Consider the following 16,264-nt stretch of genomic DNA (forward strand, 5'->3'; position numbering starts at 1 on the left):
TTCCTTTTTTTATGTTTTAATTTAAAGTTTAACCAAAATTTATATTTTTGCATTTGTAAGAATATTTTTATTCATACAGCAGAAATTTTATGCCCATGACTACAGAAATTTTACATACGACATTAAAAGAAAATTTTGGTTTCGAAAAATTTAGACCCAACCAGGAATCTATTATTAATACAGTATTATCTGGACAAGATGCCTTAGCTATTATGCCAACTGGTGGCGGTAAATCGATCTGCTTTCAGCTTCCGGCTTTAATCTTACCAGGAATTACTATAGTGATCTCTCCCCTTATTGCATTAATGAAAGATCAGGTTGACAGTTTAAAAACTAACGGAATTTCGGCTTGTTACATAAATAGTTCACAATCAGCGCAGGAGCAGCAATATTATATAGATAATTTAAAATCTAATAATTTTAAGTTGGTTTATATTGCACCAGAAAGCCTTTCTTATCTTGAAGTTGCGTTTAACGAATTAACTATTAGCTTAATAGCGATTGATGAAGCGCATTGTATTTCTTCGTGGGGACATGATTTCAGGCCGGCTTATACTAATTTAGGTTATCTAAAGAGCCGCTTTCCTTCTACTCCAATTTTGGCATTAACTGCTACGGCCGACAAAGCAACTCGTACAGACATAACAAAACAACTAAACTTAAGAAAACCAAAGACTTTCATTGCATCTTTTGATCGTAAAAATTTGAGTTTAGAAGTCCGCCCAGCTCTAGATCGTGTAAAGCAAATCATTGATTTTATTGAAAACAAACCGAATGAATCGGGAATAATTTATTGTCTTAGTCGAAAAACTACTGAAGAACTAGCTGAAAAATTGAAGAAAAGTGGAATTACTGCGAAAGCTTATCATGCTGGTTTGGATAATGATACACGTGCTAAAACTCAGGATCAATTTATAAATGATGACTGTCAGGTTGTTTGCGCAACAATTGCATTCGGAATGGGAATTGACAAATCGAATGTTCGTTGGGTAATTCATTATAATCTTCCAAAAAATATTGAAGGTTATTATCAGGAAATTGGACGTGCGGGTCGAGATGGTTTGCCTGCAGAAACTGTTCTTTTTGAAAGTTATGCAGATGTAATTCAATTGCAGAAATTTGCTTCTGATGGACTTAACTCAGATATTCAGCTTGCAAAATTGGATCGTATGAAACAATATGCTGATGCGGTGAGTTGTCGAAGAAAAATTTTATTATCGTATTTCGGAGAATTGGTAACTGAAAATTGTGGTAACTGTGATATTTGCAAAAATCCTCCAACTTTTTTCGATGGTACGATTCTCGCGCAAAAAGCATTGTCGGCAATTGTTCGATTAAAAGAATCTGAACCTTTGGCTGTAATTGTAGATTTTTTGCGAGGCTCGAGAAACGCGTATATCTACGAAAAAAATTATCAAGAGCTAAAAACGTACGGAATTGGCGATGATGTTTCTTGGTACGATTGGAACCAATATCTTATTCAGCTTATTAATTTAGGTTATTGTGAAATTGCTTTTCATCAGCACAATAAAATTCTCCTTACTCCTTTTGCAAAGAAAGTTTTATTTGAAGGAGAAAAAGTAAAACTTACAACTGTAGTTAAAAAGGTAATTGATAAAAACGAGATTAAAGAAACTAAACAAAAAGCAACTAAAAATTCTCTTTTTGAAACGCTAAGAAAATTACGTTATGAAATTGCACAGGAAGAAGAAGTTCCTGCTTATGTAATTTTTAGTGATGCTTCTTTAAGACAAATGGAAGTTTTAAGACCAATGACCGATGAAGATTTCCTTGCGGTTGAAGGTGTTGGTAAAGCTAAATTAGAAAAATATGGCTCTGAATTTATTAAAGCTATTATTGAATTCCAACGAAATAAATCGGTTGTCAAAAAGGAAAAAAAAGACAATACTTATAAAAAAACGCTGGAATTATTTCAAAATGGAGTTTCAGTTGAAGAAATAGCAGAACAGCGAGATTTGAGTCCAACAACAATTATTTCGCATTTAGCTAAATTATACGTTGACGGCCATGATTTAGATTTAAGTCAATTTGTTTCTGATGATGAAATTCTTCAAATTGAAAAAGCTCATAAAGAATTAGAAAATCCAAATGCGTTAAGACCTTACTTTGATTATTTTGAAGAAAAAATGTCTTATGATAAAATTAGGTTTGGTTTGGCATTTTTGGAGAGAAAAGGAAATAATTTAACAAAAGAGAAAGCATACTCTGTTGATGAAATTCGTTTAGTTCATGGTGAAGCTTATAAAAAATGGAATACAGAAGAAGATATAAAACTAGCAAAACTTTTTAATGAAGGGAAAAGTGTAAAAGAAATTGCTGATTTATTAGGAAGAAATGATGGAGCAATTACTTCGAGATTAAAAAAACTTGATTTAAAATAGTTTATCATTTTCTCCCTCTCATTAATTACAGGATTTAGTCAAAATAATAAACCCGACAGGTTTTAAAAATCTGTCGGGTTTATTTATGTTTAAAAATGTAAGCTTTTACAAATACCTTTCTTCAAAAATTTTCTGATGATGTTTTTGATGTCCAATCATAACAAAACCTAGAGCGCGAACTGAAATTGGATTATTTGAAGCAGTTCCAATACGTTTAAGTTGTTCTTGAGATAAGCTTTTATAAAATAATAAAGTTGAATGTCTTACAGCAGAAAATTCAGTAAGTAAATCTTGAATACTTCTACTGTTTGAATCTGTATTATCAGCATAATCATTTTCTTCAAAACTTGGCAAAGGTGTTTTATCGTTTCTTGAAAAACGCAAAGCACGATATGCGAAAATTCTCTCAGTATCTATTACGTGCTGAATAATATCTTTGATTGTCCATTTTCCTTCTGCATAACGATAATCAAATTTATCCATCGGAATATTTTGAACAAATCGAATGAATTCATGAAGCGAAATTTCCAAATCTTCAATCAAAATTCCATCACCAGCTGCTTTGATGTAAGTGCCAAAGTGACCTGAATATTCATTATCTAATAATTCTGCTGCTCTCATTTTTATTAATTTTTAAGCTGAATTTCTACTTGCATTCGTATTACCAAATAAAGATCTTGTTACGATTTTCTCGTACACTTTCACTAATTCTTCGTCTGGAGTTTCTTCTTTATTTAACTCGTTGATTCTCAATAATGCATATTGCTGAATAGTCAACAAAGGTAAAACTATACGTTCTCTAATCTGAATCGAAGCAATACCATCTGGATAATTTTCCATTAAAGTTTTGTGATCAGCGATTTTTAATAAAAGACGTTTTGTTTCTGAAAACTCGTCATAAATAATCTGCCAGAATTCACCAAACTCAGGATCTTTTCTCATATAAGCTGTCAATGGCAAGAATGATTTAGCTAATGACATCATACTGTTTTCAAGTAAAGTTTTGAAAAACAAAGAATTGTGATACAAATTACTTACTTTATCCCATTGTCCTGTTTCTTCAAAATGTTTCAAAGCTGATCCTACTCCGAAGAAACCTGGAACGTTTTGTTTTAACTGGCTCCATGAACCAACGAATGGAATTGCTCTTAAATCAGCAAAATCTAAAGATTCTGATTTGCTTCTTTTTGAAGGTCGGCTTCCAATATTAGTTTTTGAGTAATATTTCAGCGTACTCATTTTTTCTAAGTACGGAATAAACTTTGGATGATTCTTGAAGCTTAAGTATTTCTCATAACCTAAATTCGCTAAATCCGTTAAGATTTGAGTTTCATCAGCTGTCAATTCATTTTTCTCTTTACTAAATACTTGATTTGTAACACCAGCACTCAATAAGTTTTCAATATTATAACGACAAGAGTCTAAAGTTCCAAAATTAGAGCTAATAGTCTGACCTTGAACAGTTATCTGAATCTCATTGTTTTCAATTTTTGGCCCTAAAGAAGCATAGAATTTATGTGTTTTTCCACCACCACGAGCTGGAGGTCCGCCACGTCCGTCAAAGAAGATTGCTTTAATTCCGTATTCTCTAGAAATTTTAGTCAACGAAATTTTAGCTTGATAAATGCTCCAGTTAGCCATTAAATATCCACCATCTTTAGTTCCATCAGAGAATCCAAGCATAATTGTCTGTTTGTTTCCTCTTGCTTTCAAATGCTTAGAATATTCTGGATTTGTATACAATTGCTCCATAATAGAATGAGCATTTTGTAAATCATCTACAGATTCAAAAAGCGGAATAATATCAACCGTTGGATTTTCCCAATTATTCAAACGAATCATTGCAAAAGTTTCCATCACGTTCAATGCACTTTCGTTATTACTAATAATATAACGATTAGCACCTTCTTCACCATTGTTTTGCTGAATGGTTTTAATCGCTTGAATTGATTCTAAAGTATATCTTGTAATTTCATTTTCGAAATCACTTGGATTTAAATCCCCTTTTACTTTCGATAAAACATCAATTTTTTGATTTTCTGTTAATTCGAAATAATTCTTCGGAAAAACATCTGAACCAGAATTCAAATAATAATTCACAACATCTTTGAAAACTACATTATGAATTTTACTGTTTTGGCGAATATCTAAAGTCGCAAAATGGAATCCGAATAGGTTGATTTTTACTAAAAAAGCTTCCAATTCATCCAAGTATAAAGATTGATGTTTTTCAATAATTATAGTTCGGATCTTATTTAATTGCGTCAATAATTCCTCTAAAGTGATGAAAATATCACCTTTAGAATAAAACACAGAACGGTAAAGTTTATTTTCAAGTTCAGCTACTAAAGTATCTACGCCTGAGAAGGTTAACTTACGTTTTAGATTTCTCATTTCTACGTAATAACATTTCAAAATTGAAGTACGCAAACGGTCCGCAACTTTAAGAGTAATATCTGTAGTTACAAAAGGATTACCATCACGGTCACCTCCAGGCCAGAAACCTAATTTAATCAATTGATTCTGAATTGGATTTCCTTCTAAAATATTTTTTTGAAGATAATGTACAATTTCTCCGGCTGTAGCATAAAATACATTTTCTAAGTACCAAATCAAACTCACCGCTTCATCATAAGGATTTGGTTTCTCTTTCTGAATGAAAGGGGTTTTTCCTAATTGAGCCAGTAATTGTTTAATCTGAAGTAGATTGTTTTGACGAATCGCTTCTGTCAAATCATTTATAATACCTAATACAGGTCCAGGATAAAATTGAGTTGGATGCGCTGTTAAAACCGTACGAACATTGAAGTTTTCTAGAAATTCACTTAATTCGTCATCTTTTTCTTTAGCATCAGATTTTTCCTTGATATCTCTTAAAGATCCGCGTCCTTCCATGTTATTAACTTCTGGAAAAGCAGCATCTTCAATGGCGTCAAATAATACGATTTGGCGTTCTATATATTGAATAAATCGAAACATAAGATCGATTTTTTCTGCTTCAGAAGTATTATTTAAAAATTTATTTGAGAAAAAATCAACAATTTCTTTTGGTGTTTCCTGTTTTTTAAAGCCTGTTTCGCAAGTTTCTGTAAATAAAGGAAGTAAAACTCCTGTATTATCTATAGAATCAAAAGGCAATGTTATGAAAACACTATTATAAATGTGATATTTTGAAAGAACGTCTTGATTAAAACGTTCAATTTTTGGCAACGTATACATAAAATCGTGTTATAGTTGGTTGGTTAATTGGTCATAAAAAAACCCCAAGAATAAACTTGAGGTTATATTTTAATATAGCATTCAAGAAAAGTTCTTACATATTTTTGAAAATAGTATGCATCAAACGCTTCTTATCGTTAATACTTTCCTCTAATGAGATCATTGTTTCTGTTCTGTAAACACCTTCAATATCGTCGATCATGAAGATAACTTCTTTCGCGTGTTTAGTATCTTTTGCTCTAATTTTGCAAAAGATGTTGAATTTTCCTGTAGTAACAGAAGCTACAGTTACGAATGGAATTTGATTGATTCTTTCTAATACAAATTTAGTTTGAGATGTATTATTAAGGAAAACCCCAACATAAGCAATAAATGAATAACCTAATTTATCGTAATCTAAGGCTAATGAAGATCCCATGATAATACCGGCATCCTCCATCTTTTTTACTCTAACGTGTACTGTACCAGCAGATATCAATAGTTTTTTTGCAATGTCAGTAAACGGAACTCTCGTATTGTCTATTAACATATCTAAAATCTGGTGATCTACTTCATCTAAACGAAATTTACTCATAATTGTTTAATTAATATTACTAATTGCTATTACAAAGTATAAAATTATATATAAAAAACAACAAATTCACATAAAAATTAACTTTTTATTAATCCGTTAACAAATTTAACATTTTTATTTAAATAAAAATTTGCTTTCTGACCCGTTTTTGGAAAATTTTGGAAATCGTCCGAATATTCTGCACCTTTTGCGTCGTATTCATAATGACCAAAATAATTTTCCAACTCGCCTACTTCAACTATGTAAGCGTTAAAATGAATCTTATTTTCGATTAATTCTTCTTTGTATTGAGCGACAAAATTCGTAATAATTTCGATACCATCATAATTTATTTTGACATTTTTATACATAAAATCATAAAAAACCACATTATTTTGTGAAATATTCAAATATTCACCAAATCTATTATCAACTAAATCGTTTTCGGAAATTAGTTTAAAGCTTAAAATTAACGCGAAAAATATGTATTTACGGGTGATTTCCCTTTCGTAGTCCCCTGGATAGTGTCCAGCTTCAAATAAGATCGTAGGAACTCCTAAAAATTGAAAAGTATCTCCAATGCAATTAATATTGAAAGAATCATCAAAACGTCCAACTTGTCCAGGAATGTATTTTTGAAGCTCTTCATTTATTCCAGCAATTATGTTTATTGCCTTCTGTCTCACATCATTAACATCTCTTTCTTCATTATAAGATGGTGCTAAAAATGAAACAGTTGCCGATTTTCCAGTAATTCCAGCTCCAAATATAGTGCGCTGATCATGAAGGTTGAAGCAAAAATCTGGCTTAAAAGTTTCGAAAACTTCTCTTAAAACATTACTTTCTGGCTGTGTCAAATTTTGAGAATCTCGATTTAAATCAATTTCATTTGCATTAGCACGAGTATATAATCTAGCGCCATCTGGATTTAGAATTGGAATAGCACAGAATGTAAAGGTACTAAGTAATTGTTTTGCTAAATCTGTATTGTCATTTAATAAATTAATGAAATCAAATAAAGCTTTTGTTGTTGTACTTTCATTTCCGTGCATTTGTGACCACAGATATACGCGTGTTTTTCCTGTACCAATTTGATAACTATATATAGGTTCGCCTAAAACAGATTTACCAATAACTTGTACTTGGTTGTCTGTATTTAGTTTATCTAAAAGAGGCTGAATATGGTCTAAAGTCAGATATCTGCCAGATATTGAGTTTTCTTTGTACTGTATAAAAAGTTGTTCTAAATTCATTGCGTTTTCGATTGGTTTACAAAAGTAAACATCTTTATTTTTACAATTGTAAACTACTAAAAAAGTTAAGAATTTAAAATTGTAAACAATATTTTAAAGATTTTATTAGCTAAGCATATAACTTATTTCAATACAACCAATTAATTAGATAATTATGTATTAAGTAATTCTTTTTCAATTCTTTAACAAGTATCATTTAGCATATAAATTTAACATAAAAGTATACTATGCTTAAAATTGAAACATTAAAATTGTATCGTATTGTCTTTTTGTTTACATTTGTAAATAGACTGTTTTAAAACAAAAATTTACAATGGTAAACATAGACGATTTTGTAAAAAGACTTGAAACTGTACTAGATTATTATGGTTTAAATGCCTCTGCATTTGCCGATAAAATTGGTGTACAGCGCTCTAGTATGTCTCACCTTTTATCAGGAAGAAACAAACCAAGTTTAGATTTTGTAATGAAAATTCTAGAAGTTTTTCCTGATGTTGACTTATATTGGATTTTGATTGGAAGAGGAAATTTTCCTAAAAATAGTGATGACGAAATTCGAGAAAATTCAAAAGACTTAACTCCTATTCTATCAAACGAAAATTCTGGTGGAGATTTATTTTCTGCTACAGAAATAAATGAAGAAGAAAAAAGAGAAATAAAAAAATCATCACTTCCCAAAAATGTAAATTTTAGTTTAGAAGACGATGATATTGATAAAATTGTGTTTTTCTATAAAAATGGTACTTTTAAAGCCTATTCTCCATGACGCAAAAATTAGCGCGTATTTGACTCTTTGTCCAGAAAATTTTCAAATATGCGATTCTCGCGCGTTTGGAAAAATTCTAAAAAATCACAGTTTTACGCCATTTTCAGGAATTTTGCCTAAAACTCCGTCGTAATGTTTTTTTAAGATTTCAAAATCGGCTTCATAATTTCCGGTTGGGTAAAATGGTGCTCCAAGATTTACTTCTTTTTTACTCCAATCAAAAGCTACGGGAACAATTGGCACATTCGCTTTAAGCGCTATAAAATAAAATCCAGTTTTAATTTCTTTTACTTTTTTTCTAGTTCCTTCTGGAGCAACAGCTAAACGGAAGATTTCTTTTCTATCGAAAATAGCCGCAATAGAATCTACTTTGTTTAATCCGCCGGAACGATCTAAAGGTTCGCCTCCAACATTTCTAAAATAATACCCAAAAGGGAAACGAAACAATTCTTTCTTTCCTACCCAATTCATTTGTAGTCCAGAAATTCCTCGCGTAAAAAGTCCTATATAAAAATCGTGATTACTTGTATGAGGCATCACCATAAGTATACATTTTTTTACTTCAGCATTTTCTATTCCTACTATTTTCCAGCCCATTAGCTTAAAAAATATGAATTTGTACAATAGTTTTTTCATTAAAAATTTAATATTTGGTGCAAATTAAAGATTTAATGGTAAATTTGAGTAAAAGCATTCAAAATGATTCAAAAATTTTTCAGTTATATAATACCAATAAAAATATTTAAAAAGAAATCAGCCAGAAGTAAAATGATCGAAGTCACTTGGGCAAATGGAGAATTAGTTTTGGATACTGAAAACACAAATTATTCATACGGAAGTTTACAGCGTATATTAAGGTACGGACTTCGAAATATCGGTTACGACAAAATTTTAGAAATGGAACACATTTTATTATTAGGAGTTGCCGGCGGAAGCGTTGTTAAAACATTGGTAAACGAAATAGAATATAACGGAAAAATAACTGGTGTAGAAATAGATCCAGATATGATTCAGGTTGCAAATGAGTATTTTAACCTTAATCAAATTAAACAATTAAAAGTTGTTATAGACGATGCATTTGAATTTGTTTTAAAAACAAAAGATAAGTACGATCTCATAATAATTGATATTTTTGAAGATACAAATATGCCAAACTTTTTGTTCGAAAAGTTTTTTGTAGATAGAATATGTACGCTTTTAAAAGATAATGGTGTTGTATTGTTTAATACCATGATTTTAGATGAAGCGCACAATGTCAGAAACAGAAAATATGTTTCTGAAGTAAATCCGGAAATGTTTAAAACCAAAATGCTGCCTCGCATTGAAGTTCATAACGAATTAATAATTATAAATAAAGTAGCTTAAATTCCATGAAACCCCTTGCCTCTATCTTAAACGCCTTACCACCTACTAAAGTTATTGATGAAACAATTAGTATTTCAGAATATACTCCGTTAAATCTATCGGTTTCAAATCAAGATCTAATGAATTCTAAGTTAGATACTTCAGAAGATTTTGAAAAATATATTTCGAATTATTTAAAAGAGAACAACGCCAAAGTTGCTTTTGGCGGTTATATTGAAGGACGTTTTTTATACCAAAGAAGTCCCATTTTTTTGAATGCTACAAAACCTGAACGAAATATTCATATTGGTTTAGATTTATGGGCAGAAGCTGGCACAATAGTTCTTGCCGCATTAGATGGCAAAGTACATAGCTTTAAAAACAATATTGGTTTAGGCGATTATGGCCCAACTATAATATTAGAACATGAAGTAGATAATGAGAAATTTTATACTTTATACGGACATTTATCGTTAGAAAGTATAGAGAACTTAAAAATCGGAGACCATTTTAAAAAGGGTGAAAAGATTGCAACTTTAGGAAATGCCTCAGTCAATGGAGATTATGCGCCCCATGTCCATTTTCAAATCATCCATAAAATTGAAGATTATTGGGGAGATTATCCTGGTGTCTGCAATACAAAAGACCTTAACTTTTACATTGAAAATTGTCCCGATCCTAACTTATTATTAAAAATTACTTAAATAGTTATGAAGAAAGCAGGATTGATTATATGTTTGTTGTTATTATTAATTGGATGTAAATCGAAAACGGTAAGTAGAGATACAGAAGATTTAAAAATAAAAAAAGTTTCTGGAGCAGAAGTAAATGCAAATCAGCAGCGTAAAGCGTACGATTTAGGAAAGAGAGTTTTAGAAACGTGTAATACTTCAAAATTTAAACCTTTTAATGAAACTGAAGTAACTAAATCGGTTATGGAAAACACAACGGAAGAACGTTTAACCAAAACCTGCCAAAGATTTAGACAGTATTACGGAAGTTTTATAGATTTAAAATTAGATGGAGTTTACAAAACCAAACATGAAGTCATTTACCGCTACCACGCATTGTACAGCAAAAAAGTTGCCAATAAAGAATTGCGAATTTTTGTAAATGAAGACAATCTCATTTCTGCCATAAAATCAATGGATTGGGATGAAAAATTTGACGCCAAATTAGCCGATCAATAAATACTATATATATGAATTTTAAACTACCACTACTTCTGTTATTATTTATTTCAACTTTTGCTTCAGCACAGCAAACTATAAGCGTAAAAGGTTCAGCTCCTTATCCAGCGACACAAGAATATACTTTTATCTGCGAAAAATATGCTTACTCTGGGGAAATTAATGTTCAAATAGCTAAAACGGAAAAGGGAGGTGTTTTAAAACTAACCGTTTCTACAGCAAGCGACAAAGCAAAAATTGCTGGTGGCGTTTATGTCGATTTGACAAATGCAGATGTTATTGCATGTACAGATAAAAATGTAAAAGAATCTGCAGACGGGAAAACAACTGCTTACTATTATTTTACACCTGCCGAATGGTTGAAGCTTAAAAAGACTGATATTTATGCGATAAGATTCATAATTGCTGGTGGACCAGATATTTCAGGAAATCTAACAGGACATTTTACAGCTTACAGTAAAGTGAAATATTTCTCAACTGCATTTGATAAGTCTAAAAAAACATTTGATACAGCAAAAGAAATTAGTGTTTTATAATGATTTTTTAATCTAATAAATCTTATATTTAACATAAATATTTTTTTATGAACGCAAATGAAGCCTTAATCACAAAGTTTTATACCGCTTTCGCTAACGCTGATGCAAAAACGATGAGCGAATGTTATCATCCAAAAGTTCATTTTATCGATCCCGCTTTTGGTTTATTAAAAGAAGAACAGGTTTCAAAAATGTGGGAAATGCTGCTTTTAAAAAGTAAAGGAAATTTAAAAATTGAATTTTCTAATGTAAAAGCAGATGATTCAACTGGTTCTGCAAATTGGACGGCTACTTATAATTTTAGTAAAACCAACAGAAAAGTGATCAATAGAATAAGCGCCGAATTTGTTTTTCAAGATGGCTTAATTATCAAGCATACAGACAATTTTGATGTATGGAAATGGTCAAAACAAGCCTTTGGAACAACAGGTTATTTACTTGGCTGGACAGGATTTTTCCAGAAAAAAGTACAGACGCAGGCTTTGTTATCACTTCAAAAGTTTCAAGAAACCAAATAATATCCTTAAATTGAAAATCCTTAATTACATTAAAGTATAAAAGGGTTTACAATTTAATATCCGCCTTTTGCCCGATTATAATTATTTGTTGCTCATTGTTTTGTACTAAAGTGTCAATTCAAAATACTGATGAAAGAAATCGTACACAAAAAATTAAATCAATTACAGGCAACTGCAATCTGCGGAAACGATATTAGTTCTTCTTGTCTATACGTTTCAGCTTTAACCATACTATATGCTGGTCAGTATGCTTGGATTTCACTTTTAATTGTTGCTGTTGTATTATTTCTTTTCAGAAAAATTTATGGTGAAGTTGTTGGAGCAATTCCTTTAAATGGAGGTGCTTACAATGTTTTATTAAACACATCTACAAAACGTTTAGCTTCTTTAGCGGCAACTTTAACCGTTTTGTCATACATGGCAACTGCTGTAATCTCGGCATCCGAAGGAATGCACTATTTGCATGGAATATTTGACGGACTAAATGTTACAATTGCAACTGTCGTCGTTTTAATTTTGTTTACCGGATTAGCTATTTTAGGAATTGGAGAATCTGCCTTTGTCGCCGTTATCATCTTCATAACCCATATTGGAACATTGACTTTACTGGTTTTGACTTCAATCGGTTTTGTACTTATGAACGGATTAGATATTTTTTATATCAATTGGCAAACTCCAATAGCTTCTGGAAGTATCAGAACAGCACTTTTCTTAGGATTCTCCGCAGCAATGCTCGGAATATCTGGTTTTGAAAGTTCTGCCAATTTTGTTGAAGAACAAGAACATGGCGTTTTCCCTAAAACACTCCGAAACATGTGGGGAATTGTGAGCTTCTTCAATCCCATAATTGCTATTTTATTAATTAGCGTAATTCCGTTAACTGAAGTTGGAGAAAATAAAGAATCACTTTTAGCCTATTTAGGACAAACAACTGGCGGAGCGTGGCTTGCTTGGCTAATTTCTATCGACGCCGTAATGGTGCTTTGTGGAGCTGTTTTAACTTCATTTGTTGGTGTTTCTGGACTTTTAAACCGAATGACATTAGATCGAATTCTGCCAAATTATTTTCTAAAACAAAACAAAAGAGGTTCTCATTACAGAATCGTTATAAGCTTTTTAATTCTTTGTATTTCAGTTCTTTTTGCGACAAACGGACATCTAGAATCATTGGCTGGCGTTTATACTTTTTCATTCTTAGCCGTAATGGCGCTTTTCGGAATTGGAAATTTACTTCTGAAATACAAACGCAGAAAACTGCCAAGACCTGAACGTGCTCGAGGAATTGCCGTTGTTCTCGCTGTAGCTTTTGTTATTACAGCTTTTATTGGAAACATGCATCTTAACATCAATTCGTTTTACACATTTTTGCAATACCTTATTCCAGCTTTAATTTTCATTGGTGTTATGCTTAACCGTGTGTTTTTAATCCGATTGTTGATTGAAGCCTTAGAATATTTTTACCAGCCATTAAGAAAAATGGTGATTATAAGTAACCGTTATCTTCAAAATTTAAGTTCTGAAATCAATTCGCAAGAGTTTGTCTTCTTCACAAAAGGTGACGATATCACTATCTTGAACAAAGTCTTGCAATACGTTGAAGACAACGAAACAACCAAGAAACTTAAAATAGTTCACGTAAAAAGTGGTCCTGTAAATAACGAAGCACTTAAAAAAGACTTAGAAGTTTTAGACCGTGCTTACGACGGATTAGATATCGAATATATAGAAATTGAAGGCACATTTGGCCCAGAAATTATAGACGAGCTTTCTCAAAAATGGAAAATCCCTAAAAACTTTATGTTCATAGGATCTCCAGGAAATAGATTTTCATACCGCGTTGCAGATCTAGGCGGCGTCCGTTTGATTATGTAATTTTTTTTAGAAGCAGGCCAATTCGTGTTTTCAAGAACACTCGTCCCGCTATCCGTTTCAATCTTTTGTGGTGAACCCCACCACAAAAGGATTTCCTCCCGAAGCCTCGGGACTATCGGGGCTAAATCAGAAGTATATTTTTCATAAGAACATAAAACCGAATAGTATAAAAACAATCCCGACAAGTTTTGAAAACCTGTTGGGATTAATATGATCAGTTTATCTTTGTAAAAACTTTAAACTTTGAAAAAAATCTTTTAAAAGCTAGCTTTGCGATCTCAACAGCAACTAATATTTAGCTCAAAAAACTTCCCAAACTCTGTGAAAATCCTTTGTGAACTCTGCGTTAAAAAATAGCCCAAAGTTAAGACTTAAACCAGCTCTCAACTAATTCGTCTTCAAAAGAATTCGCGTTTTTATGAATAAACTCATTACGGTTTTTATCATAAGAATAATCCAAAGCCCATTCTTTATGATTTGCCGCCAATTCTTTTATGCTGTTACAAACAAAAGCAATTTCTTTATCTGTAGTCGTTGGGTGAATAGACATTCTAATCCATCCTGGTTTTTTGATCAAATCACCAATTGTAATTTCATTAACCAATTTATTAGAAGTTTCTTGATCAACATGTAATAAGTAATGGCCATAAGTTCCTGCACAGCTGCATCCTCCTCTAGTCTGGATTCCAAAACGATCGTTTAAGATTTTAACTCCTAAATTAAAATGAAGATCATCAATAAAAAACGAAATAACACCAAGACGTTCTTTGTGCTGTCCTGCTAAAATTTTAATAGTATCAATTGGATCCAATTCAGAGAAAACATAATCTACAATTTCGTGTTCACGCTGCATAATGTTTTCAATCCCCATTTCTTCTTTCAATTCAATGGCAAGAGCAGTTTTTATAACTTGAAGAAAACCAGGAGTTCCGCCATCTTCACGATCTTCAATATTATCAATATATTTATGTTCTCCCCAAGGATTTGTCCAGCTAACTGTTCCTCCACCTGGGCAATCTGGAATCATATTATTGTATAGCTTTTTATTGAAAATCAAAACTCCAGAAGTTCCAGGACCGCCCAAAAATTTATGAGGCGACATGAAAACAGCATCCAAATAAGATTCTGGATCGGCAGGATGCATATCAATTTCAACATAAGGTCCTGAACAAGCAAAATCAACAAAACAAACACCATTATATTGATGCATTAATTTTGCTGCTTCATGAAATGGAGTTCTTAATCCAGTAACATTAGAACAAGCTGTAATAGAAGCAATTTTCAAGGTTCTATCTTTATATTTTTCCAATAAAACTTCAAGATTTTCTAAATTAAAAAGCCCTTTTTCACAAGACGGAATAATCTCTACATCGGCAATAGTTTCTAACCAAGAAGTTTGATTAGAATGGTGCTCCATGTGCGAAATAAAAACAATTGGCTTTTTCTCAGCAGGAACATTGGTGAAACTTTTCAAATTTTCAGGAATTTTCAATCCTAAAATACGCTGGAATTTATTGATAACTCCAGTCATTCCCGTTCCATCCGTAATTAAAACATCATCATTGCTTGCATTTGCATGACGCTTAATAATATGTCTTGCATGATGATATGCTTTTGTCATTGCAGTACCAGAGACAGTAGTTTCAGTATGTGTATTGGCAACAAATGGTCCAAATTGATTTAAGAGTTTCTCTTCAATCGGGCGATACAATCTTCCGCTGGCAGTCCAGTCAGTGTAAATAATTGATTTTCTGCCATAAGGAGAGGTAAATTCTTGATTTATTCCGACAATATTCTGCCTAAATTCCTGAAAATAAGTTTCCAGTGTCATGGTACTATTTTTGCTATTCATTAGTTGTGCCTTGTGTTTGATTGCAAATATATAGTTTTTTTATAAAATTGCGAATTTATCAATAGTAAACTTCAAACACTATATTACTGTTTAGTATTTTTAGTTAAAAGAACTTTTTTTTAATAAATTATCATAATATCCTATCGAATTAATAGGCATTAAACTTATAGAAAGTAATTACTTATGGGAAATTTATCAGTTGCTACTTTTGGTGGCGGATGTTTTTGGTGTATTGAAGCTGTAATTCAGCGTTTAAAAGGTGTAGAATCAATAAAATCGGGTTATTCAGATGGGTTTATTAAAAATCCAGCTTATCGCGAAGTTTGTACTGGAAGAACAGGACATGCAGAAGTGATTCAAGTGACATTTAACCCTGACATAATTTCATATCATGACTTAATTTTCATATTCATGACAAGCCATGATCCAACAACTCTAAATCGTCAAGGTGGCGATAGCGGAACGCAGTATCGTTCTATTATTTTGTACCATAACGATGAGCAGAAAGAAATTGCTGAGAAAGTATTTGAAGAAGTACAGCCAGCATATTCAGATCCAATTGTAACGCAATTAAAACCTTTTGAAGTTTTTTATGAAGCAGAAGATTATCATCAAAACTATTATAATGAGAATCAAGAAGCTGGATATTGCCAAGTTGTAATTGATCCAAAAATTCAAAAACTTAGAAAAATGTATGCAGATATGCTAATTGGCTAATTTTAAGTTTTGCCACAGATTAAATTTATAAATTAGATTGTC

At 31.7% G+C, this 16,264-nt stretch carries 15 protein-coding genes; 9 read left to right on the forward strand and 6 right to left on the reverse strand.

Annotation, left to right across the window (positions count from 1 at the left end; translation table 11 throughout):
- The first annotated feature begins 95 nt into the window (after window positions 1-95).
- Window positions 96-2,402, forward strand: coding sequence for a DNA helicase RecQ (gene recQ / locus V6624_RS16635; protein WP_338839406.1), 2,307 nt, complete (start codon window positions 96-98; stop codon window positions 2,400-2,402).
- A gap of 105 nt (window positions 2,403-2,507) precedes the next feature.
- Here the strand turns inward: recQ and V6624_RS16640 are convergent, their stop codons facing one another.
- From V6624_RS16640 to V6624_RS16655, 4 genes are all read right to left on the reverse strand, one after another.
- On the reverse strand, window positions 2,508-3,023 hold the full coding sequence (locus V6624_RS16640) for a DinB family protein (RefSeq protein ID WP_111283909.1): 516 nt from the start codon (window positions 3,021-3,023) through the stop codon (window positions 2,508-2,510).
- Between the two features lie 12 nt (window positions 3,024-3,035).
- The gene (locus V6624_RS16645) at window positions 3,036-5,621 is read right to left on the reverse strand and encodes a phosphoenolpyruvate carboxylase (protein ID WP_338839408.1); all 2,586 of its coding nucleotides are present in this window, start codon (window positions 5,619-5,621) and stop codon (window positions 3,036-3,038) included.
- Window positions 5,622-5,715: 94 nt separating this feature from the next.
- Window positions 5,716-6,195, reverse strand: coding sequence for an Lrp/AsnC family transcriptional regulator (locus tag V6624_RS16650; protein WP_007805990.1), 480 nt, complete (start codon window positions 6,193-6,195; stop codon window positions 5,716-5,718).
- Between the two features lie 77 nt (window positions 6,196-6,272).
- Window positions 6,273-7,427, reverse strand: coding sequence for a M14 metallopeptidase family protein (locus V6624_RS16655; protein WP_338839419.1), 1,155 nt, complete (start codon window positions 7,425-7,427; stop codon window positions 6,273-6,275).
- A 313-nt stretch (window positions 7,428-7,740) separates the two neighbouring features.
- Between V6624_RS16655 and V6624_RS16660 the strand changes: the two genes are divergently transcribed.
- Window positions 7,741-8,193: a helix-turn-helix transcriptional regulator gene (locus V6624_RS16660; protein ID WP_338839421.1), complete on the forward strand. Its 453-nt coding sequence runs from the start codon at window positions 7,741-7,743 to the stop codon at window positions 8,191-8,193.
- 84 nt (window positions 8,194-8,277) lie between these two features.
- On the opposite strand, the gene V6624_RS16665 is transcribed toward V6624_RS16660, so the two are convergent.
- Window positions 8,278-8,829, reverse strand: a complete 552-nt coding sequence (locus V6624_RS16665) for a 1-acyl-sn-glycerol-3-phosphate acyltransferase (protein WP_338839422.1) — start codon at window positions 8,827-8,829, stop codon at window positions 8,278-8,280.
- A gap of 63 nt (window positions 8,830-8,892) precedes the next feature.
- Here V6624_RS16665 and V6624_RS16670 point away from each other — a divergent pair, with 63 nt between their 5' ends.
- From V6624_RS16670 to V6624_RS16695, 6 genes are all read left to right on the forward strand, one after another.
- Window positions 8,893-9,558, forward strand: a complete 666-nt coding sequence (locus tag V6624_RS16670) for a fused MFS/spermidine synthase (protein WP_338839423.1) — start codon at window positions 8,893-8,895, stop codon at window positions 9,556-9,558.
- A gap of 5 nt (window positions 9,559-9,563) precedes the next feature.
- On the forward strand, window positions 9,564-10,241 hold the full coding sequence (locus V6624_RS16675) for a peptidoglycan DD-metalloendopeptidase family protein (RefSeq protein WP_111283921.1): 678 nt from the start codon (window positions 9,564-9,566) through the stop codon (window positions 10,239-10,241).
- Between the two features lie 6 nt (window positions 10,242-10,247).
- Window positions 10,248-10,727: a hypothetical protein gene (locus V6624_RS16680; protein ID WP_111283923.1), complete on the forward strand. Its 480-nt coding sequence runs from the start codon at window positions 10,248-10,250 to the stop codon at window positions 10,725-10,727.
- Between the two features lie 11 nt (window positions 10,728-10,738).
- The gene (locus V6624_RS16685; protein ID WP_111283925.1) at window positions 10,739-11,263 is read left to right on the forward strand and encodes a hypothetical protein; all 525 of its coding nucleotides are present in this window, start codon (window positions 10,739-10,741) and stop codon (window positions 11,261-11,263) included.
- Between the two features lie 47 nt (window positions 11,264-11,310).
- Window positions 11,311-11,781, forward strand: coding sequence for a nuclear transport factor 2 family protein (locus tag V6624_RS16690; protein ID WP_338839425.1), 471 nt, complete (start codon window positions 11,311-11,313; stop codon window positions 11,779-11,781).
- A 129-nt stretch (window positions 11,782-11,910) separates the two neighbouring features.
- The gene (locus tag V6624_RS16695) at window positions 11,911-13,653 is read left to right on the forward strand and encodes an APC family permease (protein WP_338839427.1); all 1,743 of its coding nucleotides are present in this window, start codon (window positions 11,911-11,913) and stop codon (window positions 13,651-13,653) included.
- 364 nt (window positions 13,654-14,017) lie between these two features.
- Here the strand turns inward: V6624_RS16695 and V6624_RS16700 are convergent, their stop codons facing one another.
- Entirely contained in the window at window positions 14,018-15,505 is a 1,488-nt protein-coding gene (locus V6624_RS16700) for an aminotransferase class V-fold PLP-dependent enzyme (RefSeq protein WP_338839428.1), read from the reverse strand.
- Between the two features lie 183 nt (window positions 15,506-15,688).
- Here V6624_RS16700 and msrA point away from each other — a divergent pair, with 183 nt between their 5' ends.
- Window positions 15,689-16,222 (forward strand): peptide-methionine (S)-S-oxide reductase MsrA, encoded by a 534-nt coding sequence (gene msrA / locus V6624_RS16705; protein ID WP_338839429.1) that lies wholly within the window; start codon window positions 15,689-15,691, stop codon window positions 16,220-16,222.
- Window positions 16,223-16,264: the final 42 nt, after the last annotated feature.

The sequence above is a fragment of the Flavobacterium ginsenosidimutans genome, from assembly GCF_037478105.1.
In the GTDB taxonomy this organism is placed as follows: domain Bacteria; phylum Bacteroidota; class Bacteroidia; order Flavobacteriales; family Flavobacteriaceae; genus Flavobacterium; species Flavobacterium ginsenosidimutans.